A 26,121-nucleotide genomic window follows, 5' to 3' on the forward strand; every position below is an offset into this window, starting at 1 on the left:
GGGATGGATCGGCTTGGAGCGGGAGAGCTTTCAGAACACCCGAAGCATGCGGATGTCGCGATTTGCGGCAAGGAAATCGAGGCTGGCGATGGCGGCAAGTACGCCCATTGCGATCAAGCAGGAACCCAATCCGAGAACAATCATTGCTCTGTCCTTGTCGACGTCATGTCTTGGTTGTCGACCGGCCTATAACACGGAGCTTGCGTGTGCCTTGTAGCAGCCGTGCAACTCCGTGGAAGTATTTCCTGCGAACTGCCTTGAATTGCTCCAAAAGCCTGCGCCTGGAACGGCGTATTAACCTTCGGGCAAGGAATTAACCATAAACATTGGGTTACACGTCGGAATGGGAAGATGTGCTCGTTCCCAGCAGGCATGACGCCGTACCGCCGTACCGGGTCGATCCGGTATCCATCTCTTCAGACAGCTTCGAAACATAGCTGATCAGGGGCTTTTACCTGCCGGTCGTCGCCGGTGGTGAAGACCGGCTCCGCGCTTGCGTTCATCGAATGCTGCAAAAGTTTTTGCCGGGCATTCGCCTGGAAAGTGGGTCGGGGACAGGCGTTGAGGCAGGACATGCCATCAGATCAGGCTCGTGGAGCGCAGGCAGGCAGCTTGCGCGACCGCCTGCGTTTTGCCGGTCTCGATGCCGATCAGTGCGAACTGGTGCGCCGTAACCGACCGGCCCTCGAAGCGCATCTGAAAGCGGGCCTGCGCGATCTCTTCCACAGGTTCCAGTCCTATCCCGACGCCGCTCGCAATTTCGAGAGCGACCGACAGGTCGATCGTCTGCATGATCTGCAGTCCTCGCATTGGGACCTGCTGACGGATGCGCGCTTCGACAGCCTCTATGCCGAGCGTGTCAAGGTCCTCGCCGACACCGAAAGCAAGATGGGCCTCGAGCCGCGCTGGCACGTGGCCGGCCATGGCGTCATGCTGGAACACGTCCTTTCCGGCCTCGCCGAAGAGATCGCCGGCCGGCCCCTGCTGCCCTCGGCCAGGCGCCGCACCCGCGAAATTTCCGATCTGATGACGGCGATCATCCGCATCGTCATGGTCGATGTGGAAATTGCCGTTTCGCTTCGCTTCAATGCGCTGCGAGCCGCCCAGAGCCGCGCGCTCGCCGATCAGCGCGCCGGAAGTGAAGCGGAGATTGGGCGGATCTTCGGTGAGGTTATCGAGGGCCTCGCCGCCCGCGACCTGACGCGGCGCGCGCCTGTCGAGGCCGACGGCGCCTATGCCGGCATCGCCGCCGCCCTGAACGGCGCCTTGGATGGCCTGCAGGCAGAATTCGCCGCCATGACCGAACGCGCTGATAAGGCCGAGACGGCCACCGCTTCGCTTGCCGCTCAGTCGCGGCAGTTCGCCGGCACTGCGTCCGGCCAGGCAGGCCGGCTGCAGCTTTCCGCCGCTGCCCTTGCCGGCATTGCCGGAAGCGTGCGCGACGGCGCCGCCGACAGCCGCGCCGCCGAACAGGCGGCCGCCTCGACGCGCGCTGCGGTCGAACAAAGCGGCGAGGTCGTCGGCCGCGCCATCAGCGCCATGGCCGACATCGAGCAGTCGGCCGAGAAGATCGGCCAGATCATCGGCGCGATCGACGAGATCGCTTTTCAGACCAATCTGCTGGCGCTGAACGCCGGCATCGAGGCGGCCCGCGCTGGCGATTCCGGCCGCGGCTTTGCCGTCGTTGCCCAGGAAGTCCGCGCGCTTGCCCAGCGCTCGGCCGACGCCGCCCGCGAGATCAAGACCCTGGTAACGACGACCAAGGCGCAGGTCGACGCCGGCGTGCAGATGGTCGGACGTACCCAGGATTCGATCGGCAGCATCGTGCGGCAGGTCACCGACATCAACGCCGCCATATCCGGCATCGCCACCAGGACCGGCGAGCATGCCGCAAGCCTCGACGGCGTGGCGGCCGACGTCAAGGGTCTCGGCGCAGAGGTGGCGGACAATGCCGGTTTGGCCGAATGCTCCGCCGAAGGCGCCGACCACCTCCATACCGTCATTCTCGAGCTCGGCCAGACGATTCGCGAATTCCGCATCGCCCGGGAAAATGCGCACACCGGGCGTGCAGCATCGGTCCGCGCGGCGCCGTCGCGCGCGATCGAAGCGGCTGCCCGTCCTGCGGTCGAAGACGAATACGAAAATGATGATTTTGGCCTTCCGCAATCGCTCGTAAGCGTCGGAGGTGGGCGGAATGTTTACTAACCTATCGGATGATCGCCGCAGCTCATCTTTTCGGGCCGGGGACAAAGGGACAAGGACAAGCTGATGGTAGCAAAGAAGAGTGGCAAGACGCTGAATTTGACAGCGGTGCTCGATCTCAACGAGGCTTCCGCCTTGCGTGACAAGCTCCTTTCTCTCAGGGGCAGCGGTCTTTCAATCGACGCATCGGGCGTCGAGCGGATCGGGGCTCTTTGCGCTCAGGTCCTGATGTCCGCCGAGAAGACCTGGGAGCAGGACAAGCAGCCATTCACCTTCTCCAAGGTGTCCGACGCATTTCACAAAACCATGCAGCTGGTTGGCGTCAATATTGACCACCTGCTTGCCAAGGAGATTCGGCAATGAAGAAAAAAGTGCTTACCGTGGATGATTCCCGCACCATCCGAAACATGCTGCTCGTGACGCTGAACAATGCCGGTTTCGAGACGATCCAGGCGGAAGACGGCGTAGAGGGCCTTGAGGTGCTCGAAGAATCCAATCCTGACGTGATCGTGACCGACATCAATATGCCGCGCCTCGATGGCTTCGGCTTCATCGAAGGTGTGCGCCGCAACGAAAAATATCGGGCGATCCCGATCCTGGTCCTGACCACCGAGAGCGATGCGGAAAAGAAGAACCGCGCCCGCCAGGCCGGCGCCACCGGATGGATCGTCAAGCCTTTCGACCCGGCCAAGCTGATCGATGCAATTGAGCGCGTAACCGCTTAAACCCAGGATTTGCTCCTATGGATATGAACGAAATCAAAGAGATCTTTTTCCAGGAGTGCGAGGAACAGCTCGCCGAGCTGGAATCCGGTCTGCTGAAAATGAACGATGGCGATCGCGATCCGGAAACCGTCAATGCGGTGTTCCGTGCCGTGCATTCGATCAAGGGGGGTGCCGGCGCCTTCGGCCTTGATGATCTGGTTGCCTTCGCCCATGTTTTCGAGACCACTCTCGATTGCGTTCGTTCCAACAAGCTCGAGCCGACCCAGGACGTCCTGAAGGTGATGCTGAAGTCGGCCGATGTGCTCGCCGACCTGACCAATGCTGCACGCGACGGCGGCAGTGTCGATGAAAGCCGCAGCCGCGGCCTCGTCAAGGAGCTCGAGGCGCTGGCCAACGGCGAGCTGCCGTCTCCTTCGGCCGAAGCGCCTGCGCCCAAGGCCGCCGCAAAGGCGTCTCCGGCCGCTCCGGCGCCGGCCCCCAAGCCGACCGACGACAGCGGCTTCCAGCCCGTCCCCTTTTCCTTCGACGATTTCGCCGACGAGGACGGCGCAGAGACCGGCCTGCCGGCCTACGAGATCACCTTCAAGCCGCGCCACGAACTCTATTCGAAGGGTAACGACGCCACCCTGCTGCTGCGCGACCTTTCGCGCCTCGGCGAAATGACGATCTACTGCAATACGGATGAGCTGCCGGGTCTCGAAGAGCTCGATCCGGAGGCTGCCTATTTCTTCTGGAACGTCACGCTCAAGACCGACAAGGGCGAGGATGCAATCCGCGCCGTCTTCGAATTCGCCGAGTGGGATTGCGAGCTGACGGTGAAGCCGGTTGAGGAGACCAGTGGCGCCGCTTCGAGCAACGAGGAACTGCCGATGGTGCCGGTTCCCTTCGACCTCTCGATCCTGGACGAGACCGACGCAACGGAGAGCGTTTCCGCTGCACGGTCCGAAGACACGGCCGCTGCCGTTGCCGCCGCCGAAACCGCTTCCAACGTCACGCAGATGGCGGCAGCCGCCGCTCGCGTCGAGAAGAAGGAATCGGCCGCCGCGGCCGCCGCGGCCAATGCCGCCGCCCAGAACAATGCCGCTGGCGCCGGCCAGACAATCCGCGTCGATCTCGACCGCGTCGACCGTCTCATCAACCTCGTCGGCGAACTGGTCATCAACCAGGCGATGCTGTCGCAGAGCGTCATCGAGAACGACACGACAGGCACGTCCTCGATCAACATGGGTCTCGAGGAGCTGCAGCAGCTCACCCGCGAGATCCAGGACTCGGTCATGGCGATCCGCGCGCAGCCGGTCAAGCCGGTCTTCCAGCGCATGTCGCGTATCGTCCGCGAAATCGCCGATATGACCGGCAAGTCGATTCGCCTCATTACCGAAGGTGAAAATACCGAAGTCGACAAGACGGTTATCGACAAGCTGGCCGAGCCGCTGACCCACATGATCCGTAATGCCGTCGACCACGGCATCGAAACCCCGGAAAAACGCGCAGCCGCCGGCAAGAACACCGAAGGCACGGTTCGCCTCACCGCCAAGCACCGCTCAGGCCGCATCCTGATCGAGCTTGCCGACGACGGCGCCGGCATCAACCGCGAGAAGGTCCGCCAGAAAGCGATCGACAACGATCTCATCCCCGCCGACGCCAACCTGTCGGATGAGGAAATCGATAACCTGATCTTCCTGCCGGGCTTCTCGACGGCCGACAAGATCTCCGACATATCGGGCCGCGGCGTCGGCATGGACGTCGTCAAGCGCTCGATCCAGGCGCTCGGCGGCCGCATCAACATCACCTCCAAGCCGGGCCACGGCTCGGTTTTCACCATGAGCCTGCCGCTGACGCTTGCCGTTCTCGACGGCATGGTAGTCACCGTCGCCGGCCAGACGCTGGTCGTGCCGCTGACCGCGATCGTCGAAACCCTGCAGCCGGAAGCGTCCGCAATCCACTCCTTCGGCGCGAACCACCGGCTGATCTCGATCCGCAACTCGTTCTGCCCATTGGTCGATGTCGGCCGCATCCTGAACTTCCGCGCGACCCAGGCCAACCCCGTCGAGGGCGTGGCGCTGCTGGTGGAATCGGAAGGCGGTGGCCAGCGCGCCCTGATGGTCGATGCCATCCAGGGTCAGCGCCAGGTGGTTATCAAGAGCCTGGAGGCCAACTACACCCATGTGCCCGGCATCGCCGCCGCCACCATCCTTGGCGACGGCCGCGTGGCGCTCATCCTCGATGTCGACGCGGTTGTCGGCGCCTCGCGCGGCCAGTCGCTCAAAGCGGAAATGTCGTTAGCAGCGGTAGGGTAAGGAATGTCGTACGCTGTAAAAAGTCTGAACCAGGGGGATCGCGAACTGATCGCGTTCCGCATCGGAGATCAGGAATTTTGCGTGAATATCATGTCGGTTCGCGAAATCCGGGGCTGGACCCCCGCGACCGCGATGCCGCACTCGCCTGCCTATATGCTGGGGGTCATCAACCTGCGCGGCGCGGTGCTGCCGATCATCGATCTTGCCGCCCGGCTCGGCATGAAGCCGGCCGATCCCACAGCCCGTCATGTCATCATCGTCGCCCAGGTCCGTCGCAAGGTCGTCGGCCTCCTGGTCGACGCCGTCTCCGACATTCTGACCGTCACCGACGAGATCATTCAGCCGACGCCCGAAATCTCCTCCGACCTCGAGCGCCAATTTGCACGGGGCATTCTCGCCATCGACAAGCGCATGATCTGCCTGATCGAACTTGAAGCCCTCTTTTCCGAGACCGAAAGCGAAGCCGCATGAGTGCAATGGGTGCAAAAGATCAGAGGCAGGGAGCCGATGAGGTGCTGGCGAGCGGAGAATATCCGCTGACGCGCCGCGACCTTACGGAAATCGCCGCCATGATCTACTCGGATGCCGGCATCTTCCTCAACGAGACGAAGGCCTCGCTCGTTTATTCGCGTCTGTCGAAACATATCCGCAATCTTGGTCTGTCCGGCTTCCGAGAATATTGCGAACTCGTCGCTTCGCCGGCGGGGGCTGCGGCGCGCCGCGAAATGCTCTCGCATCTGACGACCAATTTCACTCGCTTCTTCCGCGAAAACCATCATTTCGAGCATCTGCGCGATCATGTTCTGCCGGAGCTTCTGCAGCGGGCGAGATCGGGCGGCAGGGTGCGCATCTGGTCGGCTGCTTCCTCCGACGGGCAGGAGCCTTATTCGATCGCGCTGACCGTGCTGTCGCTGATGCCGAACGTCGCCGATTACGACTTCAAGATCCTGGCCACTGACATCGATCCGAAAATCCTCGCCATCGCCCGGGCCGGCGCCTACGACGAGAGCGCGCTCGAAACCGTTTCACCCGCCATGCGCAAGCAATGGTTCAGCGAAGTCGAGGTGCAGGGCCGGCGCAAGTTCCAGGTCGACGACCGCGTCAAGCGGCTGATCACCTACAATGAGCTGAACCTGATGGCGCAATGGCCGTTCAAGGGCAAGTTCGACGTCATCTTCTGCCGCAACGTCGTCATCTATTTCGACGAGCCGACGCAGATGAAGATCTGGCAGCGTTTTGCCGGCCTGCTGCCGGAAGGCGGCCATCTCTATATCGGCCATTCCGAGCGCGTCTCCGGTGAGGCGAAGCACGTCTTCGACAATATCGGCATCACGACCTATCGCTACACGACCAAGGGTCTCGGGAGGAAGGCATGAGCGCTCCGGCCAGAGTTCTCGTTGTTGATGACTCGCCGACGATGCGGGGTTTGATTACCGCGGTGCTGAGCTCCGACCCGGAAGTGAGCGTCATCGGCCAGGCCGGCGACGCGCTGGAAGCGCGGGAGGCAATCAAGCGGCTGAATCCCGACGTCGTGACGCTCGACATCGAGATGCCGAACATGAACGGCCTCGATTTCCTTGAAAAGATCATGACCCTGCGGCCGATGCCGGTGATCATGGTCTCGACGATGACGCATCGCGGTGCCGAAGCGACGCTTGCGGCGCTTGAGATCGGTGCCTTTGATTGCGTCGGCAAGCCAGGTCCCGGCGAACCCAGGCCCTTCGGCGATCTCGCCGAGAAGGTCAAGGCGGCCGCGCGCACGCAGCGTCAGTTCTCCCAACCGACCGCCGCCGTCGCGCCCCCGCCCTCCGTCGCCGATTTTCGCGTCGGCCGCAAGATCGTCGCGATCGGCTCGTCGACCGGCGGCGTCGAGGCGCTGATCGCCGTGCTGCAGAAATTCCCGGCAAACTGCCCACCGACCGTCATCACTCAGCATATGCCGCCGACTTTCACCAAGAGCTTCGCCGAGCGGCTGAACCGTCTCTGCGCGCCGGTGGTGCAGGAAGCGACCGACGGCGCCCGTCTCGAGATCGGCAAGATCTATCTGGCGCCGGGCGGCGAACGTCATCTTCAGGTCAGCGGCGGCTCCGCGCCGTGCTGCCGTCTCGTCGACCGGGCGCCCGTCAACGGTCACCGCCCGTCCGTGGACGTGCTCTTTGATTCGGTCGCGGAACTCGCAGGCCGCAATGCCGTCGGCGTGATTCTGACCGGAATGGGCCGCGATGGCGCCGCCGGATTGTTGAAAATGCGCCACGCGGGCGCCAGAACGCTCGGCCAGAACGAAAAAACCTGCGTCGTTTACGGAATGCCAAGGGTTGCTCACGAACTTGGCGCCGTCGAGCAGCAGCTGCCACTGACTGCCATCGGTGAAGAAATATTGAAATTGACAGCCGCCCGAAAGGAAGGGACCGAATAAATGTCGATCGCGGAGAAAATCAAAGTTCTGATCGTCGATGATCAGGTAACGAGCCGGTTGCTGCTCAGCGACGCGCTGACCCAGCTCGGCTTCAAGCAGATCACATCCGCAGGCGACGGCGAGCAGGGCATGAAGATCATGACCGAGCAGCCGCACCACCTGGTGATCTCTGATTTCAACATGCCGAAGATGGATGGCATCGGCTTCCTTCAGGCCGTGCGCACCAACCCGAACACCAAGAAGGCGGCCTTCATCATCCTCACCGCCCAGGGCGATCGCGCGCTGGTGCAGAAAGCGGCCCAACTCGGTGCCAACAACGTGCTCGCCAAGCCATTCACGATCGAGAAGATGAAAGCTGCTATCGAAGCCGTGTTTGGAGCTCTGAAATGATCATTGAGGGGGCAGCCCGCCGCGTGCACATCATTCAAGGCGAGTACAAGGTTCTGAGCGATCCGAATGCGGTTCTCTCGACCATTCTCGGCTCGTGCGTGGCTGCGTGCCTCAGAGATCCGGTCGCCGGTGTCGGCGGCATGAACCACTTTCTGTTGCCCGGCTCGGCGACGTCGCCGACATCAGGCGGCGATGCCACACGCTACGGCGTGCATCTGATGGAATTGCTGATCAACGGTCTCCTGAAGCAGGGCGCCCGGCGCGACCGGCTGGAGGCAAAGATCTTCGGCGGCGCCAAGACGATCTCGACTTTCTCCAACGTCGGGGAGCAGAATGCGGCCTTCGCCATGCAGTTCCTGAGGGATGAAGGCATTCCGGTGGTCGGCTCCTCCACAGGCGGAGAGCATGGGCGCAAGCTCGAATATTGGCCGGTCTCCGGTCGGGCCCGGCAATACCCTTTGACCGGCGCCGAAACGCAGAGAACCGTCGCTCTCGAGCAGCGTCCCGCCGCTCCGCAGAAGCCCGCCGAAACCAGCATCGAATTTTTTTGATGGCGAGGATTTTGATATGACATTTACTCCGGTGATGGAGCCGCCCGCGCCTGTCGAAGCGCTGAGCGACATCCTGATGCGCATCGTTTCGGAACTGCACGATGTGGCTTACCTGATCGAGCGCATCGAGCCGCAGCTTCTCGACCTCGGTGGCGCTGAAATTCTGAACTCGCCTGACGCCATGAAGGTCATGCAGGGCATCGACCTGGCCGTGCAGAAGTCACGCGGCCTTGCCGAATTCATCGACACCATCACCGGCGAAATCCCGCTCGGCTGGACGGTCGACGTCGCCACCGCGCTCAGCCTCGTCAAGCTGGCGGAGATGCAGAAGGCGCTGGGCGGCTCCACGCGCCACGGTCATTCGCAGCCGCTGAGCAAGGCCGCCGGCGACTTCGACTTCTTCTGAAGCGAACGGTTTTTCAACTCCGCTTCTCGCGCCTCGGGTCCTTTTCAAGCATGTCGTTCTCGCAAACTCGCCGCGCGACATGCTTCAGCCTTTCGCTCTCGCGCGCTCCTCACGAAACGCTCGCACAAGTTTCGCCTATTATTCGTCGGATGAGGCAATAAGCCTGCTTTGTCTTTGACGGATCGTGCGAGAACAGAATGAATCTGTTAAATCAATTAGTTCAGATTTTTAAGAACTTTGGCGCCCTGGGCCGGACACGCCTGATGATTCTGGGAGGCGTCGGCGCCGTTTCCATCGCAATCATCCTTGCGGCCGCCCTTTTCGTCAACAAACCGGCACAAGAAACGCTCTATGTCGGTCTCGACGCTCCCGATCTCAACCAGATCAGCATGGCGCTTGCCGAAGCCAACATCAATTTCCAGGTCGGCACGGACGGCTCCAGCATCACCGTTCCGGCTGGTATGACGGGCAAGGCCCGCCTGATGCTTGCCGAGCGCGGCCTGCCGAACAGCGCCAATGCCGGCTATGAACTCTTCGACAATGTCGGCTCGCTTGGGCTGACCTCCTTCATGCAGGAGGTAACGCGGGTTCGAGCGCTGGAAGGCGAAATCGCACGCACCATCCAATCGATCTCGGGCATAACGGCCGCGCGCGTCCATATCGTCATGCCCGAGGTTGGAAACTTCCGGAAGGCGGAGCAGAAACCGACCGCCTCCGTGATGATTCGCGCCAGCGCCGCCACCGGGCGCGGCGCGGCGACCTCGATCCGTCACCTCGTCGCCTCGGCCGTGCCGGGGCTTGATGTCGATGACGTCACGATTCTTGATTCTGCCGGCCAGCTTCTCGCGTCCGGCGACGAGGCGAGCAACAGCTCGCTGAACCGCTCGCTCAACATCGTCCAGAACGTTCAGCAGGAAGTCGAATCCAACATCGACAAGGCGCTGGCGCCCTTCCTCGGCATGGACAACTTCCGCTCCAGCGTCACCGCCGACCTCAACACCGATGCTCAGCAGATTCAGGAAACGGTCTACGATCCCGAATCCAAGGTCGAACGCTCCGTTCGCTCGACGAAGGAAGCCCAGCAGTCGCAGCAGAGGCAGTCCGACAACGCAACGACTGTCGAACAGAACATTCCCCAGGCGGCCCCCGATGCCGGCGGCGCAAGCGGTCCGGAATCACAGGACAAGTCGGACAAGCGCGAAGAGCAGACCAACTACGAAATCAACAGCAAGACGACGGCGACGACCCGCAACAGCTATCAGGTCGAGAAGCTTTCGATCGCCGTCGTTGTCAACAAGGGCCGCATCGCCAAGATGGTCGGCGAGCCCGTCGATCAGGCCAAGATCGACGCCTATCTCGCCGAAATGCAGAAGATTGTCGCTTCGGCAGCCGGCATCGACGCCAAGCGTGGCGATGTCGTCACCGTCACGGCGATGGACTTCCTCGAGAACCAGCTGCTGGAAGACGCCACCGGCGGTGTCCGCGTCATGGATATGCTGAGCCGCAACCTTGCCGGCATCATCAACTCGCTCGCCTTCGTGGCGGTCGCCTTCGTGGTGGTCTGGATGGGTCTGCGGCCGCTGGTACGCAGCGTCAGCGGTAACGGCGCGAGCTCGGTGCTTGGCGACGCCACGCCAGAAGCGGCCGGTCTCGAACTTCCGGACTTCGCGCCGGCGGCCGGCGCTCCTGGAGGCGCTCTCATGGACGGCTTCGGCTCCGATTTCGGCTTCGACAGCACCGAGGATCTGCTCAGCCTCGGCGACGACGACGGCAACTTCAACCGACGCGTCAAGGAGGGCCCGGAACGCAAGCTTGCCCGCATGGTGGAGATCAACGAGGAGCGCGCCGCCAAAATTCTCAGGAAGTGGGCGATCGACGACGCAGCATAAGAAAGAGGCCGGGCAACCGGCCCTTTTCATGTCTGTATCAGGCTTTTCACTGCCGGAGCAGGATTGTTATCGGTCCTCCGCGGGGGAGCCGACAGCTCCCCGGTTTGTATTCGGCTCCGGCTGTCGAACGGGAATAGAAACGGCCGCGTGAAGGATTTGAATAATACTGTTGAAGATCACTCGCGTAAAACGCGAATGAAGTTGCGGTACAGCCAGAATCATCTTAGCCTTCCCAGTATTCTGAGGGGCGCAAGTCGTCCTCGAATCACGGCATGAGCGACAGCGAAAGTAAATCCCTAGAAGTCGGAGATGGTGATTTACACCGGCTGGCTTACCCTTAGGTGATTCGAAATGGGATTCGAGCGGGGCTTGAATTGAATCCTTCACAAAAAAATCGCTGTTGCACCGAGTTTGATCGTTCCTCAGCCGCAGGAAATTGCCAATGGATATGACGATATTTCAGGCGAGCAAAGGCGAGAGGCAAATGGCGAATTTCGCGAGCGTGGTGGCGCCGGCTCTCTTGCCGCGCGACGAGCTGATTCGGCGCCTGCACGGTGTCGCCGACACTGGGAGGTTGCAGTCCGGTCTGCGCGCGCTGACGGACTATGTGGGTGCGTCGCACTATCTTCTGGCGCGCTGTGATCTCATCCAGGAAAGCGGTCTCGATTTCATCGTTTCGTCGGACTGGCCGTTCGATCTGGTTAAGGATATCGCCAACGATCTGGTCAGCACCTATGCCCGTTCGACCGAGCTGGAAAAATGCATGCAGGTTTTCCAGCCGAACTTCGCTCTTCTGCCCGATGACGCCGATGTGCCTGATGGCGCCAGCCGCCAATATTGCTCATTGACCTTCAATGTCGGCCGCTCGCGGCTCGCCTTGATGTTCCTGTTCGGCGAAGGCTTCATCCTGTCGCCGGAGCGCCTGCGGGATGTGGGACTGCTTGCCGGCTACGTCGCGAGCTTCCTTCGCTGCGGGGGCGCAAAGGTCGACCGCGATTTCGAACTGACCGACCGCGAGCTGGAATGCCTGTTCTGGATCGCCGAGGGCAAGACCAGCGATGAGATCGCGATGATTCTCGGAATATCCCGCAATACCATCAACAATTACATCACCAGCGTGATGCGCAAGACGGCGACCAAGACCCGGTCGGAGGCCATTGCCTTCGCGGTCCGCAACAATCTCGTATAGGGGAATCCATGGCACATCCATCAAGCAGGGCGATGAACGGCGCCGATCCGCTGCGCGTGGTGCGGGTGAACAGGATTTCCAGCCGTTCGGATCTTTTTCCGCGGCTGGTCGCGATGCAGAAGCTCGCCGACGCTCAAGGCTTCGCGATCTACCGTGTCAGCGGCTCGGGATTGCCGGCAAAGCAGCGCCTAGTCTGTGAGCTCGAGAACTGGGGGCCTTCGAATACCGGTTTTGCCAAGGCCTTCACGGATGCTTATGGCGATATTCTTCTTGACCATATCGAAAAGTCGCTGCTGCCGCTTTCATGGGCCGGCGCTCACGACCGAGCGGCCCCCGGTCCGGCGGATTTCGCGCCCTTCATGACACGCCTGAAGGATGGAATTCTGCCTTTCTCCGGCCTTGCCTTCCCGGTGCGGCTCGGCGCCCTCGGCAACGGCTTCATCCTTTTCACCGGCGATGATATCGATCCTCCAAGCGACACGATCGTCGAGCTGCACGGCCGCTGCTGCCACGTGATGATGGATCTGCTCTCTCTCGACGAACGCCGCTCGGCCGCCGCCGAAGCGCTGAGCGAACGCGAAATCGCCTGTCTCCAGCTCGCCGGCGATGGCCGTATCAGCGAAGAGATCGCCGAAAAACTCGGCCTGTCCGTGCACACGGTCAATGCCTATCTCGGCTCGGCGACCATCAAGCTCGATTCCGTCAACCGCATCCAGGCGATCGCCAAGGCGATCCGGCTCGGCTACATCAGCTGAACCGGTTCCTGCCGCCTTCATGAAAGGCGGCGCGAAAGCGAGGCTGGATTGTCCTGGGGGCAAATCAGCTGGCGAGCGCGCGCGGCGGTTTCACGCTGTAGCGAGACTGCTGAAGGCTCTTTTCCAGAAAGGTAGTGTTCTCGTCGGGGTCGGAGGAGGGGTCCTCGAAGGCGATGTGGTTGATTTCGATGCCGGCATGATTGTCGGCAAGGGTGAGCTGGGCGTAGACGGTGACGCCCCGCGGCTTGATTTCCAAGTCAAGAACGACTTCGGGCTTGCCGCCCCATTCCAGCGTATAGTTTCCACCGAGGCCGAAATTGACCGTGCCCGGATGAAAGAAAAGCTCCGCCGCCGAAGCGACGAGATCGGCCAGATTGCCGTAATACTCGAAGCGCAGCAGTGAAATGAGGTCAGAGGCATCCAGAAGGCGCAGTTCGGTGGCGACGGGGCTGATCGCGTCTGCGAGGATCTTTTCACGCTGGGCAGAGTGAGGGCATTTTTTCATTCGGCTTATCTTACCCGTTTGTTCTTGGCGTCTGCGGCGTAGACCCTGTGTATGAGCTCCGCAACGGCCTTATAGAAGACTGACGGTATGACACTATCGATCGAGACTTGCGCAAACATGGAGCGCGCGAGCGGCGGATCCTCGAACACCGGGATGCCGTTCTGCTCGGCGATCTCTCTGATTTTGAGTGCAATCAGGTCCTGGCCCTTTGCCAGAACCACAGGCGCGTCGTTCTCTTCACGCGCATAGCGCAGCGCTACGGCATAGTGCGTCGGGTTAGCGATGACAAGCGTGGCGCGGTGCACGTTGGCGATCATGCGCCGGCGCGCGCGGTCGCGCATCAGCGAGCGCTGCCGGCTTTTGACAAAGGGGTCGCCCTGCGCCTGCTTGTTTTCTTCCTTCACCTCATGGCGCGTCATCTTGAGCTCGGTGAACCAGTGATGGCGCGTCCAGAAAAGATCGGCGATCGCCACGATCGCGGTGGCGATCAGCATGACGATGATGATCTTGCGCATCGCCGTCATCATCCGCACGAGGATTGTCTGCGGATCGGAGAACATGGCGTCGATTGAGCTGAAATATTCGCTCCTGAGCACAAAAAACAGGACGACCCCGACGACGACGACCTTGAACAGCGACTTTCCGAACTCGACGAGGCCGGGCAGGCTGAAGAGCCGTGACCAGCCCTTGACCGGAGAGATGCGTGAGGCCTGAGGCCTGATGCGTTCGAGCACAGGCGTCGGCAGGTTCTGGAAGATCGAGGAGGCGATGCCGAAGACCATGAACAGGATGAGGGCGGGTGCCAGCAGCGCCGCGCTCGCCCAGCCGAGCCGGACGAAGAGCGCCAGAATGTCCGGTCCCGTCTCGATTTTCCATTGGTCGGGCTGCTCGAAAATGTCGCGCAGCGTTTCGCCCATGCGGCCGACGCTATCGGGAAGGAAGAACACCAGATAGATGAAAGTGGCGAGGATGGTCGCGAAGATCGACAGCTCGCGCGAAAACGGCACATTGCCTTTCTCCGCGGCGTCGGTTTGCTTTTTCGCGGTCGGGGCTTCTGTTTTGCTGTCCTTGTCATCATCGGCCAAGTCGCGGCCCTCCGTCAAAGAAACAGGCCGCAGCGAATGCATGCCACCCCGAACAGGGCAGCGATTCTGGGATGACGAGATGCGTCAAAACAAAAACCCAAGGCGCGGCGCAGGAGCCATGTGCTCTGCGACACGCCATAGAGTGCGGCCGATCGATGAAAGGTAGTCGCCCGCGGCGCGGCGATCAACAGCGGCCTGCTTGCCGGCCGGATTTGTCAACAGTCTCAGAGGGTCAGGCGGCGGCCGAGGCCTCGCCTTCCTTCTCCTTGAGCTCGATCTGGCCTGAGTTGGCCAGGCGAATCGCTTCCTGTGCCACGGCGCGGCGCGCAATGGCGATCTCACGCGGATTGACGCCGCCCATGCCGCTCTGCAGATCCGATTCGATCATGCGGCGCTGGCGCGGACTGATGGCGGACAGAACCGATTCGCGGATCTCGGCCGGCGAGCCGCGCAAGGAGACGGTGAGCACGTCGGTCGAAATATCGTTGAGCAGCAGGACGCGGCTGCGCTGCGGCATGTACATGAGGTCCTCGAAGAGGAAGATCTTCGGCCGAACCTTGTTGACCGCCTCGCGACTGATCGATTCGAGCGAGGTGAGCAGCGTGTCGACCTGCGGCTTGTCGAGCTCGTTCATGAGATCGGCGACCTTCGTCGAGCCGGCAGCGTTGCGCTCTGCCTCGATTTCGGCAAGCAGCGTCATCACCTGGTTCTCGATGATCTGCGCCGCCTTCGGGCTGACGGCCTTCATATTGACCGTCCGGTTCATGATGTCGGCGCGGCGGTTGTCGGGAAGCTGCAGCAGCACCTTGGCGCCGAAGGAGGAGGGCATCATCGAAAGGATGTAGGCGACGGTTTGCGGATGTTCACGCAGCAGGAACTGTGCGACGAATGCCGGCTCGGCTTCGCTGAGGCGATCCCAGATCGAGGTCTCGTAGGCCTGGAATGCCGTGCGGCGGCCGAGCAGGCTGTCCACCTCGTCGGGGGTCAGGCCTTCTTCCAGAATGGCCTCGATCGCTTTGGCATTGTCCATCAGTCCAGCGCCCTCGGTGAAGAGGTCCTCGAACTCGGAGACGAGCGACAGGAGTTCGTCCGGCGGAATGGCGCGCAGTGACTGGGCCGATGCGATAATGGTCTGCAGCTCGGCCTGAGTGAAATATTTCAACAGCCGGCCGGCGACACCCTTTCCCATGGCGAGAAGGACCGCCGCCGCCTTTTCAGCCTGGGTCAACGGTTTCCCGGCTAGCGCGCCGCCGAAATCGTCAAAGTCCATCATGGTCTAACCTCTCCGTCCCCACAGGGATCAGGCTTTTTTCGTACTCAAAACTTCTATCAGCTTCACGCCGAACCGGGTGTCGTCGTTATCAAGAACCGTAATCTCGCCGCGTGCAATCCTGCGGCCGTTCACCATGATCTCAACGGGTTCGCCGATTTTCTTGTCGAGGGCGATCGTCGCTCCTTCATTGAGATTCATCAGACTGGAGACCTGCATCCGGCTGGTGCCGAGCATGATCTGGACATCGATCGGAATGTCCATGATCAGCTCGAAATTCGAGGTCAGCGCGCTGCCGAGCGGCGCCGATGACGCCTCGAACGAAGAGCTGCCGCCGAAATCCATGCCTGCAGCCGGGCTGGCATCGCCGGCGCCGAAATCGCCGCCGAAATCATCGCCGCCGAAAGGGGAATCCGAAATCTCGCCGCCGAAGGCGGTCAGATCCGTTCCTGCCGCGAAGCCATCATTCTCCAGTTCGGCGCCAAACTGCGACAGGTCGCTATCGGCATCCTTCTTCAGCACGCCGCGCAGATCGTCGATCGCTTGGTCGAGATCGGCCTCGCTGCCCGGCATATCCAGGGAGAGGTCACTGTTCTGCTGTGTTTTCTTCGTTGCCATGAAATCACTATTCCAGTTGAAACTTGCCTCAAACTGCCTTTGCAGCCCGGAAGCCAGAGAACCGATCAATTCATTAAATGACGGATGAGTTCGTCATCCGAGTTCATCGTATCCTTGACGCGGACCATGTAGTTTTCGCCAGAACGCCCGAACTCGCATATATACAATTCCTTGCTGTTGGCGCTGACCTCGACGCGGACGTCGCCGCCGTCGCGGAACGGGATGACGTCGCCGACCATCAGCTTCGATATGGTGCGCAGCGTCAGGTCCTGTAGCCGGATCCTGGCCTCGAGCGTGACATGCGAGCGGCGGACCTGATCGCCAAGCTGTTCGGCCCATTCCGGCGAATTGCCGCCAGTCTGGCGCTTCGGCTTCGGCGGCGTCACCTTGGTTTTGAGCAGCGCCGTCTGCGGAATGATCAGTGCGAATTCCGAAACAATGCCGGCGAGCGTGATCGACATGTTGATGGCGGCGGCAAATTCGTCCGGCTTGTCCTCCGCCGGCCGGGGGCTGGCGTCATGGGCGTGCGGGGCCGAAAGACTGGGCTCGAAACCGCCAGGTGCATTGACCGCCGAGCGCAGCACCTTGGCTATCTTGTCGAAGACCATGACCGCCAGATCGAGTTCGATGACCGAGAGCAGCCGCTCGGCCGGCTCCTCGATCGTATCGGCGGTGGCGCCGAGCAGGTGTTCCATCAGCGTGATGACGAAACTGTTGCCGCAGGCAAGCGTGACATTCTGAGACCAGTTGCGCAGCGTCGCGTCGACGAGCGTGACGTTGTGGCTGAGGTCGTCAACCAGGTGGTTCTTGTAGCCGATCTCGCAGCCGAGATAGCTGACGGTCACGTCGAGGCCGGTCTCGCTTTTGATGACGTCGGGAAAGAACTCGCTGTAGACCTCCCCGAAGGCGCTGCAGATCTTGGCGACCCTGCCTCTGTCTCCGAGCCCGCCGGTCAGCTTGGCGAGAAGGGCGGGATCCATTGCCGGTTTGTCATGCGAAGCATCGCTCATGGTCATTTAAGCCGCCTTGTTTTCGCCGCCTGGGTTCATCATTTCCTGTTCGACCGCATCGATGGAAGGACGTTCGTAGGCCGAGATCGTCTTGCGGCCGTATTCGAGAGCGACCTGCGGCACCGAACCGTTCATATAGGCAAGCAGCGTCTGCTTGACGATGACATAGAGGCGATGCTGCTTGTTGCGGACGACCTTGATCTGGGAAACCAGCGGCGAGCAGACGCAATAGGATAGGAGAATGCCGAGGAAGGTGCCGACGAGCGCCGAACCGATCAGATGGCCAAGCACCTCGGGCGAATCGTTGATGTGGGCCATCGCCTTGATGACGCCGAGAACGGCCGCAACGATACCGATCGCCGGGAAGGAATCGCCCATGATCTGGATCGCGTGATAGGGCTTCATCTTGTCGTGCATGATGGTGTTGAGCTCTTCGTCCATCAGCGCCTCGATTTCGTGGCTACGGGCGTTGCCGATAATGATCAGGCGCACGTAATCGCAGATGAAGGCCGTCAGTTCCTTGTTCTTCAGAACCGTCGGAGCCTGCTGGAAGATCGTCGATTCGGCAGGATTGTCGATATGGGCTTCGATTTCGTTTCGCGACTTGGTGCGCAGGTCCCGCATCAGCGAGTAGAGCACGCCGAGCGTATCGAGATAATTGCGCTCCTTCGGTACGGCGTGCTTGAAGGCCTCTGCAAGCGCCTTACCGGAATCCTTCACCACCTTCATCGGGTTCGCCATGATGAAGCTGCCGAGACCGGCGCCGCCGATGATGAGAAATTCGAAGGGCTGGAACAGCGCATCCACTTCGCCGCCCATCGCCATGAAGCTGCCGACGATGCAGCCGCAGACAACAATAAATCCGATAATGATGTTCATCGTCAGCCCAATCTGAACGTTGCTTTTCTTCGAGACGGATAGGGTTTCTGCCTTGCGTGAGGCTGATGAAAGGGTCGGTCCCAGGCATTTCCACGTGCCAGCTTCGCGCAAGCATCTGCCGCCAATCTAAAGGAGACGAATGGGCGCTCGCGCCCGTTTCTGAGATGCCGCCTCAGCGAAATCCCGGCCGAACCAGATCAGACGACGCCCGGCTTTTCGTCCCGTTCATCGCCAATGCTTGGAGCTTACAGACATGCAATCCGGTCTTTACGTTTCTCTGTCGTCGCAGATGGCGCTTGAAAAGCGCTTGAACACCATCGCCGACAACATGGCGAACGTGAACACCACCGGTTTTCGCGCCACCGAGGTGAAGTTCGACGAGATGGTGGCGGCCACCAAGAACAAGCTGAACACCAAGGTCGCCTTCGTTTCCCAGGGCAACGACTACCTGAACGAGCAGAACGGCGAGTTGCAGCACACCGGCAACATGCTTGATTTCGCCGTCAAGGGCGATGCCTGGTTTGCCCTCGACACACCGGCCGGCCGCGTCCTCACGAGGGACGGCCGCTTTACGCTCAGGGATACCGGCGAACTCGTTTCGATCCGCGGATATCCGGTTCTCGATGCCGGCGGCGCACCGATCCAGCTCGACACGAAGGGCGGCGAGCCTGCTGTCGGCACCGACGGCATCATCTATCAAGGCGACCGCCAGGTCGGTTCGCTGGGCCTGTTCGAGGCCGATATCGGCAAGGGTTACCTGCGTTACGAAAACAGCGGCATCCTGACCACCGACCAACCGCGCGCCGTCGTCGACCGCTTCAATGTCGGTGTCGAGCAGGGTTATCTGGAAAATTCCAACGTCAACGCCATGCGCGAGATCACTCAGCTGATCGAAGTCAACCGTGCCTTCGAAAGCATTTCCTCGCTGATGCGCGACAGCGAGGATTCGTTCAAGCAGGCCGTCCAGACGCTTGGGGGCAGCCGCTAAGCAATGAGCACGACGCTACTGTCCGAAGACGGCCTTTCTCCGAAGCTCGCGCATCTGGCGGGTCTCGTCGACCGATACGCATCGCCGGAATTCGCCGTCGCTCATGGCGGTCGCGTCCAGACCATCGCTGCCGGCCACTATACGGTTCGCGGTCTCTCCCGTCATGTTCGTCTCGGTGAATTCGTAGCGCATAAATCGGCGACTGGCATCCATCTCGGCGAGGTCGTTCGTGTCGAGCCGGACCTGATCTATGTCTGCCCGATCGAACCGGGCGAGCCGATCGGCATCCATGACACGGTCATTCGCAAAGGCGCCTTCCGAATTTCGCCATCCGACAGCTGGTGCGGGCGCACGATCAATTCGCTGTGTGAGCCGATCGACGGGCTGGGTCCGATCGGCCAAGGGCTCGATCGCCGCTCGATTTCCAACGCTGCGCCACCCTCGATGACGCGCCAGCGCGTGGCGACCGGCTTCAAGACCGGCGTGCGCGCGATCGACATCTTTTCGCCGCTCTGCCTCGGCCAGCGTCTCGGCATCTTTGCCGGCTCCGGCGTCGGCAAGTCGACGCTTCTGTCCATGCTTGCCCGCGCCGATGCCTTCGACAAGGTGGTCATCGCGCTCGTCGGCGAACGCGGCCGCGAGGTGCGCGAATTCATCGAGGATACGCTCGGCAGCAATATGAAGAAGGCGATTGCCGTCGTCGCGACCAGCGACGAAAGCCCGATGCTGCGCAAGATGGCGCCGCTGACGGCGGTCACCATCGCCGAGCATTTCCGCGACAAGGGCGAAAACGTGCTCTTCATCGTCGACAGCGTCACGCGTTTTGCCCATGCAATCCGCGAGGTGGCGACCGCCTCCGGCGAACCGCCGATCGCCCGCGGTTATCCTGCCTCTGTCTTCACCGAATTGCCGCGCCTGCTCGAACGCGCCGGTCCTGGCCCCGAAGGCGCCGGCACGATCACCGCCATTATCTCGATCCTCGTTGATGGCGACAACCACAACGACCCGATCGCCGATTCGACGCGCGGCATTCTCGACGGCCATATCGTCTTGCAGCGCAGTCTCGCCGAAGAAGGGCGCTATCCTCCGATCGATCCGCTCGCCTCGATCTCGCGTCTTGCCCGCAAGGCCTGGACTCCGGATCAGGAAAAGCTGGTGTCGCGCTTGAAGGTATTGATCCACCGCTTTGAGGAAACGAGGGACCTGCGCCTGATTGGCGGTTATCGCCAGGGGGCCGATCCTGATCTCGACATGGCGGTCAAGCAGGTCCCTATCATTTACGACGTCCTGAAACAGTCTCCGGGCGATCGCGACTCGGTTGACGCTTTTGCCGATCTCGCCGGCGCGCTCAAGGCTGCTGCCGGCATGGGCAATCAGGGCGCACCCATGCAGAGGAGATAAAAGTGGCTGATTTTGACGATGAACGCATCGCTTCCCTGAAGCAGCGCAAAAAGACCGCCACTCTGGATCGGTTTCTCACCTTCGCCGGCCTGGCGCTTGCCGGCGCCTCCGCCTTTTTCCCCTGGTATGTCTTCTTCAATGCGGACAAGTTCGGCATCAACGTCGCCACCAGCAGCAATTCGCGCGAACTGCCGGATTGGCCCGCCCGCAACGTCTTCAGCGTCTCACCGCTGGCCATGGTCAACAAGAACGAGGCAGCCAAGAAGGCTCCGCCGATCGATCCGCTGACGACGGCGACGGTCTCCGATCTCGGCAAGCAGCGTGACGGCGGCGTGATGCTGGAAGACCAGCCTTTCCCGGGCAAGTCTTCCTTCCGCCTTCTCCACGTGTCCAACGGCCGGGCGCTGATCGAGGATCCCTCGGGCATGTATGTGGTGCGCATCGGCTCGGTCCTGCCCGACGAAAGCCGCCTGGCGATGATCGAGCAGCGCGAGGGCAAGTGGGTGATCATCACCTCCAAGGGCGATATCTACAAGAACGACTGAATCCCTTCGCAACGGCTGAAGACAAGAGGGGCTCCGCCGCGAACCGGCAGGGGCCCTTTTCTATTGCGGTTTTCGGCGAGGCCTCGAAGGCCGAATTCCCGTAAGTCCCACGCAAGATTACCGCTCTAGGTTCCGGATAGTAAAAACGGAGAGTTCTCATGCAACCGATCCAACTTTTCGACTTGGCTTCGCGACAGGCGGAATGGCTGACGATCCGTCAGCAGGTTGTTGCCGGCAACATCGCGAATGCCAATACTCCGAAATTCCGCGCCAAGGACGTCACGCCCTTCGATGCCGTGCTGGACAGATCCGACATCACCATGGCGCGCACCAATCCGGCGCACTTCAGCGGCAACGATTTCAGCGACAGCGGCGATATCGACGTCAAGGAAGCAGCCCTCGACCAGGAGATCGGCATTCAGGAATCCGGCAACACCGTCGGTTTGGCCGAAGAGCTTTCCAAATCGGGTGACATCAAGCGCCAGTACGATCTGAACACCTCGCTGGTCAGCTCCTTCAACCGCATGATGTTGATGACGGTCAGGAAGTAATTGTCATGGATCCGCTTTCCGCAGCTATGAAAATCGCCGGTTCGGGGCTCGAGGCGCAATCGACGCGCCTGCGCATCGTCTCGGAAAACATTGCCAACGCCCGCTCGACCGGTGACACGCCGGGCGCCGACCCCTATCGCCGCAAGACGATCACCTTCGGCCAGCAGATGGACCGCACCAGCGGCGTCGAGACAGTCAACGTCAAGAAGGTCGGCGTCGACGAAGGCGATTTCAGCACCGAGTTCGACCCCAGCAATCCGGCGGCGGACGCCAAGGGCGTCGTCAAATTGCCGAACGTCAACATCCTCGTCGAGATGGCTGACATGCGTGAAGCCAATCGCTCCTATGACGCCAATCTGCAGACCATCAAGCAGACCCGCGACCTCATCTCGTCCACGATCGATCTTCTGAAGAGCCAATAATCAATGATCAGCAGCGTCCAGAATGTCAGCAATCTTTCGATGTCCCGCGCGCTCGGCGCCGTCGACACCGAAAATTCCGCCTCGTCCTCCGCAACGACCATGCCGGGCACCGCCGGTGCGGCCAATGGCCTGAGCTTCGCCTCGGTCCTGGGCGGCATGGCGACCGACGCCGTCAACAGCCTGAAGGGTGCCGAAAACATGTCCTTCGCCGGCATCAAGGGCACGGCGACGACCCGTGAAGTCGTTGATTCCATGCTCGAGGCCGAGCAGACGCTGCAGACCGCGATTGCCATCCGCGACAAGGTCGTTTCGGCCTTTCTCGAAGTCACCAAGATGCAGATGTAACTGATTTGAGGACGAATACATGAGAGCGCTCGCCATCGCAGCAACGGGCATGGATGCCCAGCAGACCAATCTGGAAGTCATCGCCAACAACATTGCGAACATCAACACGACGGGCTTTAAGCGGGCCCGCGCCGAGTTCACCGACCTTCTCTACCAGACCGAACGCGCCAAGGGCGTCGCCAACCGGGCCAATCAGGCCGTCGTTCCTGAAGGCGCAAATATCGGCCTCGGCGTCCAGACCTCCGCGGTCCGCAATCTGCATCTCCAGGGCGAACTGACACAGACTGGCAACGACCTCGACGTGGCGCTGATCGGCAAGGGCTTCTTTCAGATTCAGTCGACCGATGGCACGACGCTCTATACCCGCGCTGGCGCTTTCAACAAGAATGACCAGGGCCAGCTCGTCACCATCGACGGCTATGAAGTCCTGCCTGGGATCACCATCCCTCAGGGTTCGACCGAACTGACCATCAGCCGCTCCGGCGAGGTCTCGGCGAAGCTGCCGGGTCAGACCGATCCGACTGTTCTTGGACAGCTGACGCTTGCCGACTTCGTCAACGAAGCGGGTCTTCAGCCGATCGGCGACAATCTCTTCCAGGAAACGCCGGCCTCGGGCGATGCGGTCGTCGGCAACCCCGACGAGGAAGGCTTTGCCTATATGAAGCAGGGTTATCTGGAATCCTCGAACGTCGACCCGGTGAAGGAAATCACCGAGCTGATATCGGCTCAGCGTGCGTACGAAATGAATTCCAAGGTGATCACGACCGCTGATGAAATGGCCTCCATCGTCAGCAAGAACCTGAAGTAAAGGGAAGGGCCGAAACATGATGTTTTGCCGGGCAGGACGCATCTCAGGATGGGTGGCGGCAGCCACGATCGCACTCGCGGGCGTGGTCTTGCCTGCGGACGCGGGTGCCGGCATGGGTTATGCCGTCGTCCCGACGACGATCATCTACCCCGGCGACACATTGTCGGGCAGCCAGCTTCAGGAGGTTGAGGTCACCAACCCCAACCTCGCCGGCGATTATGCCAAATCGATTTCGCAGGTCGAAGGTCTGGTTTCCAAACGCACGCTGCTACCGGGGCGCACAATCTCGGTTTCAGCCCTGCGCGAGCCCTATACGGTGACGCGCGGCTCTTCGATCCGCCTGGTCTTCTCTCTCGGCGCAATGACGATCTCCGCTGCCGGCACGCCGCTCGAAGACGGCGCGACGGGGCAGGTGGTCCGTGCACGTAATATGGATTCCGGCGTCATCGTCAGCGGCACGGTGCTTGCGGACGGCACGATCCATGTGAGGGCGAAATGAAATTGTTCTTCCGTATCGTCGCCTTTGCTGCGGTTGTCGCCATGAGTTTGGCCGACGTGGCGCCCGCCTGGGCGCTGACGTCACGCATCAAGGATATCGCCTCGCTTCAGGCCGGCCGCGATAACCAGCTGATCGGCTACGGTCTGATCGTCGGCCTGCAGGGAACCGGCGACGGCTTCCGTTCCTCGCCCTTCACCGAGCAGTCGATGCGGGCAATGCTCCAGAATCTCGGCATCTCGACACAGGGCGGCCAGTCCAACGCGAAGAACACCGCGGCCGTGATGGTCACCGCCAACCTGCCGCCCTTCGCGAGCCCCGGCAGCCGTCTCGATGTTACGGTGAGCTCGCTCGGCGATGCGACCTCGCTGCGCGGCGGCACGCTCGTCATGACCTCGCTTTCCGGTGCCGACGGCCAGATCTATGCTGTCGCCCAGGGCTCTGTTATCGTCTCCGGCTTTCAGGCGCAGGGCCAGGCGGCGACGGTGACCGAAGGCGTCACCACCGCCGGCCGCGTACCCGGCGGCGCGATCATCGAACGCGAACTGCCGTCGCATTTCAAGGATTCAGTCAATCTCGTCCTGCAGCTGCGCAATCCCGATTTCTCGACGGCGATCCGCATTGCCGACATCGTCAATGGCTATGCCTCCGCGCGCTTCGGCGGCCCGGTCGCCGAAGCCAAGGATTCGCAGGAAGTGGTGATCCAGAAACCGCGCACGGCCGATCTCACCCGGCTAATGGCCGACGTCGAAAACCTCATCGTCGAAACCGATACGCCGGCCAAGGTGGTTATCAACGAGCGCACTGGAACGATCGTCATCGGCTCCGATGTCCGCGTCTCGCCGGTCGCCGTCAGCTACGGCACACTCACGGTTCAGGTCACCGAGACGCCGCAGATCATCCAGCCCGAACCCTTCTCGCGCGGGCGGACTGCCGTTCAGCCGCAGACCGATATCGCGGCTGAGCAGACCGGCGGGCGCGTTGCCATAATCGACGGTCCCGACCTCAGGACCCTTGTTGCCGGTCTCAACAATATCGGCGTGAAACCGGATGGGATCATCGCCATTCTCCAGGGCATCAAATCGGCGGGCGCCCTGCAGGCGGAGCTTGTATTGCAATGATGACGATCCTGAATCCTGACATGACCGTGCTGCAGCTGCTGCGCCGCCTGGCGCTGCCGGCAGCCGGCCTCGTCCTGCTGTCGATCCCGGGTGCCTTCGCACAGGAGCACCCGGAGGGAGACATCACGTCTCAGGACGAGATCAAGCAATTCTGCACCAACATCGCCGATCCAGCCCGCGACCAGCGCTACCTGCTGCAGAAACAGGAGCTGGAAAGGCTCCGCGCCGACATCGACGCCCGGATGGAGGAGATGGACAAGCGCAAGGCCGAATACCAGGACTGGCTGAAGCGGCGCGACGACTTCCTGCAGCAGGCGGAAGCCGGCCTCACCGAAATCTATAAGAAGATGAAGCCGGATGCGGCGGCGCTCCAGCTGCAGGACATGAAGGTCGAAGTGGCCTCGGCCGTCATCATGCGGCTCGGTCCGCGTCAGTCGAGCCTCATCCTCAACGAGATGGACCCGCAGAAAGCCGCCATCATCGCCGGCATCATCGCCAGTGCGTCCGATCCCAATACGTCGAAGGATCCTTCATGAACATGCGTTTCCCGGCCGCGGTCGCCGCCCTCGCACTCCTAGCGGGCTGCCAGTCCCCGACGGCAGTCAGCGAGATCGGCCGTGCGCCCGCCATGAGCCCGATCGGCAGTGGACTTGCCTATGGCCAGACCCCGCAGATGGCGCTTTATCCGAAGCAGCCGCGTGCCGTGGCGCAGGGCTATTCGCTCTGGAGCGATTCGCAGGCCGCGCTCTTCAAGGATGCACGCGCGCTGAACGTCGGCGACATCCTGACCGTCGACATCCAGATCAACGACAAAGCCTCCTTCGACAACGAGACCAACCGCAGCCGCAAGAATTCGAGCGGCATGAACTGGGACGTCAATGCCCAGATCTTCGGCTGGACCCCGGAATCGAAGACCGATCTGACCTACGGTTCGGATACCAGCACCGACGGCAAGGGCAAGATCGAGCGCACCGACAAGCTGACCCTTCTCGTTGCGGCCGTCGTCACCGGTATTCTTGAAAACGGCAACCTCGTCATCTCTGGCTCGCAAGAAGTCCGTCTGAACCAGGAGCTGCGCATCCTGAACGTCGCCGGTATCGTGCGTCCGCAGGACGTCAACGCCGACAACCAGATCTCCTACGACAAGATCGCCGAAGCCCGCATCTCCTATGGCGGCCGCGGTCGCCTGATGGAAGTGCAGCAGCCTCCGCGCGGGCAGCAGGCCGTCGATCTTTTCTCGCCGCTTTGAGGCCCAAC

The 26,121-nt window shown here is 61.5% G+C and carries 30 protein-coding genes; 24 read left to right on the forward strand and 6 right to left on the reverse strand.

Annotated features, from left to right (window positions below):
- Positions 1 to 573: 573 nt before the first annotated feature.
- The 13 genes from HJB91_RS06805 (at position 574) to visR (ending at position 12,820) form a co-directional block, all read left to right on the forward strand.
- A complete protein-coding gene (locus tag HJB91_RS06805; protein ID WP_210629224.1) occupies positions 574 to 2,205 on the forward strand; it encodes a globin-coupled sensor protein in 1,632 nt (543 codons plus the stop codon).
- Between the two features lie 63 nt (positions 2,206 to 2,268).
- Entirely contained in the window at positions 2,269 to 2,565 is a 297-nt protein-coding gene (locus HJB91_RS06810) for an STAS domain-containing protein (RefSeq protein WP_210629223.1), read from the forward strand.
- The gene (cheY1, locus tag HJB91_RS06815; RefSeq protein WP_003570362.1) at positions 2,562 to 2,927 is read left to right on the forward strand and encodes a chemotaxis response regulator CheY1; all 366 of its coding nucleotides are present in this window, start codon (positions 2,562 to 2,564) and stop codon (positions 2,925 to 2,927) included. Before HJB91_RS06810 ends, cheY1 begins: the two co-directional genes overlap by 4 nt.
- A gap of 17 nt (positions 2,928 to 2,944) precedes the next feature.
- The gene (locus HJB91_RS06820) at positions 2,945 to 5,224 is read left to right on the forward strand and encodes a chemotaxis protein CheA (RefSeq protein ID WP_221153991.1); all 2,280 of its coding nucleotides are present in this window, start codon (positions 2,945 to 2,947) and stop codon (positions 5,222 to 5,224) included.
- A gap of 3 nt (positions 5,225 to 5,227) precedes the next feature.
- Positions 5,228 to 5,695: a chemotaxis protein CheW gene (locus HJB91_RS06825; RefSeq protein WP_011424005.1), complete on the forward strand. Its 468-nt coding sequence runs from the start codon at positions 5,228 to 5,230 to the stop codon at positions 5,693 to 5,695.
- Positions 5,692 to 6,600 carry a protein-glutamate O-methyltransferase CheR gene (cheR, locus tag HJB91_RS06830; protein ID WP_020920377.1) on the forward strand — a complete coding sequence of 303 codons (909 nt, stop codon included), beginning with the start codon at positions 5,692 to 5,694 and terminating at the stop codon, positions 6,598 to 6,600. Before HJB91_RS06825 ends, cheR begins: the two co-directional genes overlap by 4 nt.
- A complete protein-coding gene (gene cheB / locus HJB91_RS06835; protein WP_210629221.1) occupies positions 6,597 to 7,640 on the forward strand; it encodes a chemotaxis response regulator protein-glutamate methylesterase in 1,044 nt (347 codons plus the stop codon). The genes cheR and cheB overlap by 4 nt, the downstream gene beginning before the upstream one ends.
- Positions 7,641 to 8,030: a response regulator gene (locus HJB91_RS06840; RefSeq protein WP_004672258.1), complete on the forward strand. Its 390-nt coding sequence runs from the start codon at positions 7,641 to 7,643 to the stop codon at positions 8,028 to 8,030.
- Entirely contained in the window at positions 8,027 to 8,581 is a 555-nt protein-coding gene (gene cheD / locus HJB91_RS06845) for a chemoreceptor glutamine deamidase CheD (RefSeq protein WP_210629220.1), read from the forward strand. The genes HJB91_RS06840 and cheD overlap by 4 nt, the downstream gene beginning before the upstream one ends.
- A gap of 16 nt (positions 8,582 to 8,597) precedes the next feature.
- Positions 8,598 to 8,987, forward strand: coding sequence for a hypothetical protein (locus tag HJB91_RS06850; RefSeq protein ID WP_088395213.1), 390 nt, complete (start codon positions 8,598 to 8,600; stop codon positions 8,985 to 8,987).
- Between the two features lie 197 nt (positions 8,988 to 9,184).
- Entirely contained in the window at positions 9,185 to 10,876 is a 1,692-nt protein-coding gene (gene fliF, locus HJB91_RS06855; RefSeq protein ID WP_221122741.1) for a flagellar basal-body MS-ring/collar protein FliF, read from the forward strand.
- Between the two features lie 442 nt (positions 10,877 to 11,318).
- Positions 11,319 to 12,065 (forward strand): transcriptional regulator VisN, encoded by a 747-nt coding sequence (gene visN, locus HJB91_RS06860; protein ID WP_210629218.1) that lies wholly within the window; start codon positions 11,319 to 11,321, stop codon positions 12,063 to 12,065.
- An 8-nt stretch (positions 12,066 to 12,073) separates the two neighbouring features.
- Complete coding sequence (gene visR / locus HJB91_RS06865; protein WP_210629217.1) at positions 12,074 to 12,820, forward strand: transcriptional regulator VisR; 747 nt, start codon at positions 12,074 to 12,076, stop codon at positions 12,818 to 12,820.
- A 64-nt stretch (positions 12,821 to 12,884) separates the two neighbouring features.
- On the opposite strand, the gene HJB91_RS06870 is transcribed toward visR, so the two are convergent.
- From HJB91_RS06870 to motA, 6 genes are all read right to left on the reverse strand, one after another.
- On the reverse strand, positions 12,885 to 13,325 hold the full coding sequence (locus HJB91_RS06870; RefSeq protein WP_210629216.1) for a hypothetical protein: 441 nt from the start codon (positions 13,323 to 13,325) through the stop codon (positions 12,885 to 12,887).
- Between the two features lie 5 nt (positions 13,326 to 13,330).
- Complete coding sequence (gene flhB / locus HJB91_RS06875) at positions 13,331 to 14,410, reverse strand: flagellar biosynthesis protein FlhB (protein WP_210629215.1); 1,080 nt, start codon at positions 14,408 to 14,410, stop codon at positions 13,331 to 13,333.
- A gap of 232 nt (positions 14,411 to 14,642) precedes the next feature.
- Positions 14,643 to 15,683: a flagellar motor switch protein FliG gene (fliG, locus tag HJB91_RS06880; protein ID WP_210629214.1), complete on the reverse strand. Its 1,041-nt coding sequence runs from the start codon at positions 15,681 to 15,683 to the stop codon at positions 14,643 to 14,645.
- A 27-nt stretch (positions 15,684 to 15,710) separates the two neighbouring features.
- Positions 15,711 to 16,298: a flagellar motor switch protein FliN gene (fliN, locus tag HJB91_RS06885; protein ID WP_221153993.1), complete on the reverse strand. Its 588-nt coding sequence runs from the start codon at positions 16,296 to 16,298 to the stop codon at positions 15,711 to 15,713.
- 65 nt (positions 16,299 to 16,363) lie between these two features.
- A complete protein-coding gene (locus HJB91_RS06890) occupies positions 16,364 to 17,314 on the reverse strand; it encodes a FliM/FliN family flagellar motor switch protein (protein WP_221154005.1) in 951 nt (316 codons plus the stop codon).
- Complete coding sequence (gene motA, locus HJB91_RS06895) at positions 17,315 to 18,187, reverse strand: flagellar motor stator protein MotA (protein WP_020920386.1); 873 nt, start codon at positions 18,185 to 18,187, stop codon at positions 17,315 to 17,317.
- Positions 18,188 to 18,440: 253 nt separating this feature from the next.
- Here motA and flgF point away from each other — a divergent pair, with 253 nt between their 5' ends.
- The 11 genes from flgF (at position 18,441) to flgH (ending at position 26,113) form a co-directional block, all read left to right on the forward strand.
- A complete protein-coding gene (flgF, locus tag HJB91_RS06900) occupies positions 18,441 to 19,175 on the forward strand; it encodes a flagellar basal-body rod protein FlgF (RefSeq protein WP_210629211.1) in 735 nt (244 codons plus the stop codon).
- Between the two features lie 3 nt (positions 19,176 to 19,178).
- Positions 19,179 to 20,576 (forward strand): flagellar protein export ATPase FliI, encoded by a 1,398-nt coding sequence (gene fliI / locus HJB91_RS06905; RefSeq protein ID WP_210629210.1) that lies wholly within the window; start codon positions 19,179 to 19,181, stop codon positions 20,574 to 20,576.
- Positions 20,577 to 20,578: 2 nt separating this feature from the next.
- Positions 20,579 to 21,121 carry a flagellar protein gene (locus tag HJB91_RS06910; protein WP_210629209.1) on the forward strand — a complete coding sequence of 181 codons (543 nt, stop codon included), beginning with the start codon at positions 20,579 to 20,581 and terminating at the stop codon, positions 21,119 to 21,121.
- A 158-nt stretch (positions 21,122 to 21,279) separates the two neighbouring features.
- Positions 21,280 to 21,672, forward strand: a complete 393-nt coding sequence (gene flgB, locus HJB91_RS06915) for a flagellar basal body rod protein FlgB (RefSeq protein ID WP_011424023.1) — start codon at positions 21,280 to 21,282, stop codon at positions 21,670 to 21,672.
- A gap of 5 nt (positions 21,673 to 21,677) precedes the next feature.
- Entirely contained in the window at positions 21,678 to 22,094 is a 417-nt protein-coding gene (gene flgC / locus HJB91_RS06920) for a flagellar basal body rod protein FlgC (RefSeq protein ID WP_064693821.1), read from the forward strand.
- Positions 22,095 to 22,097: 3 nt separating this feature from the next.
- Positions 22,098 to 22,439: a flagellar hook-basal body complex protein FliE gene (locus tag HJB91_RS06925; protein WP_221154007.1), complete on the forward strand. Its 342-nt coding sequence runs from the start codon at positions 22,098 to 22,100 to the stop codon at positions 22,437 to 22,439.
- Between the two features lie 19 nt (positions 22,440 to 22,458).
- Positions 22,459 to 23,247, forward strand: coding sequence for a flagellar basal-body rod protein FlgG (gene flgG, locus HJB91_RS06930; protein WP_210629207.1), 789 nt, complete (start codon positions 22,459 to 22,461; stop codon positions 23,245 to 23,247).
- 16 nt (positions 23,248 to 23,263) lie between these two features.
- Positions 23,264 to 23,746, forward strand: a complete 483-nt coding sequence (gene flgA, locus HJB91_RS06935) for a flagellar basal body P-ring formation chaperone FlgA (protein WP_210629206.1) — start codon at positions 23,264 to 23,266, stop codon at positions 23,744 to 23,746.
- Positions 23,743 to 24,864, forward strand: coding sequence for a flagellar basal body P-ring protein FlgI (locus HJB91_RS06940; RefSeq protein ID WP_210629205.1), 1,122 nt, complete (start codon positions 23,743 to 23,745; stop codon positions 24,862 to 24,864). The genes flgA and HJB91_RS06940 overlap by 4 nt, the downstream gene beginning before the upstream one ends.
- On the forward strand, positions 24,861 to 25,400 hold the full coding sequence (locus HJB91_RS06945; RefSeq protein WP_210629204.1) for a MotE family protein: 540 nt from the start codon (positions 24,861 to 24,863) through the stop codon (positions 25,398 to 25,400). Before HJB91_RS06940 ends, HJB91_RS06945 begins: the two co-directional genes overlap by 4 nt.
- Positions 25,397 to 26,113, forward strand: a complete 717-nt coding sequence (gene flgH, locus HJB91_RS06950; protein ID WP_210629203.1) for a flagellar basal body L-ring protein FlgH — start codon at positions 25,397 to 25,399, stop codon at positions 26,111 to 26,113. The genes HJB91_RS06945 and flgH overlap by 4 nt, the downstream gene beginning before the upstream one ends.
- Positions 26,114 to 26,121: the final 8 nt, after the last annotated feature.

Origin of the sequence: Rhizobium sp. NLR10b (assembly GCF_019685435.1) — a bacterium.
GTDB lineage: Bacteria > Pseudomonadota > Alphaproteobacteria > Rhizobiales > Rhizobiaceae > Rhizobium.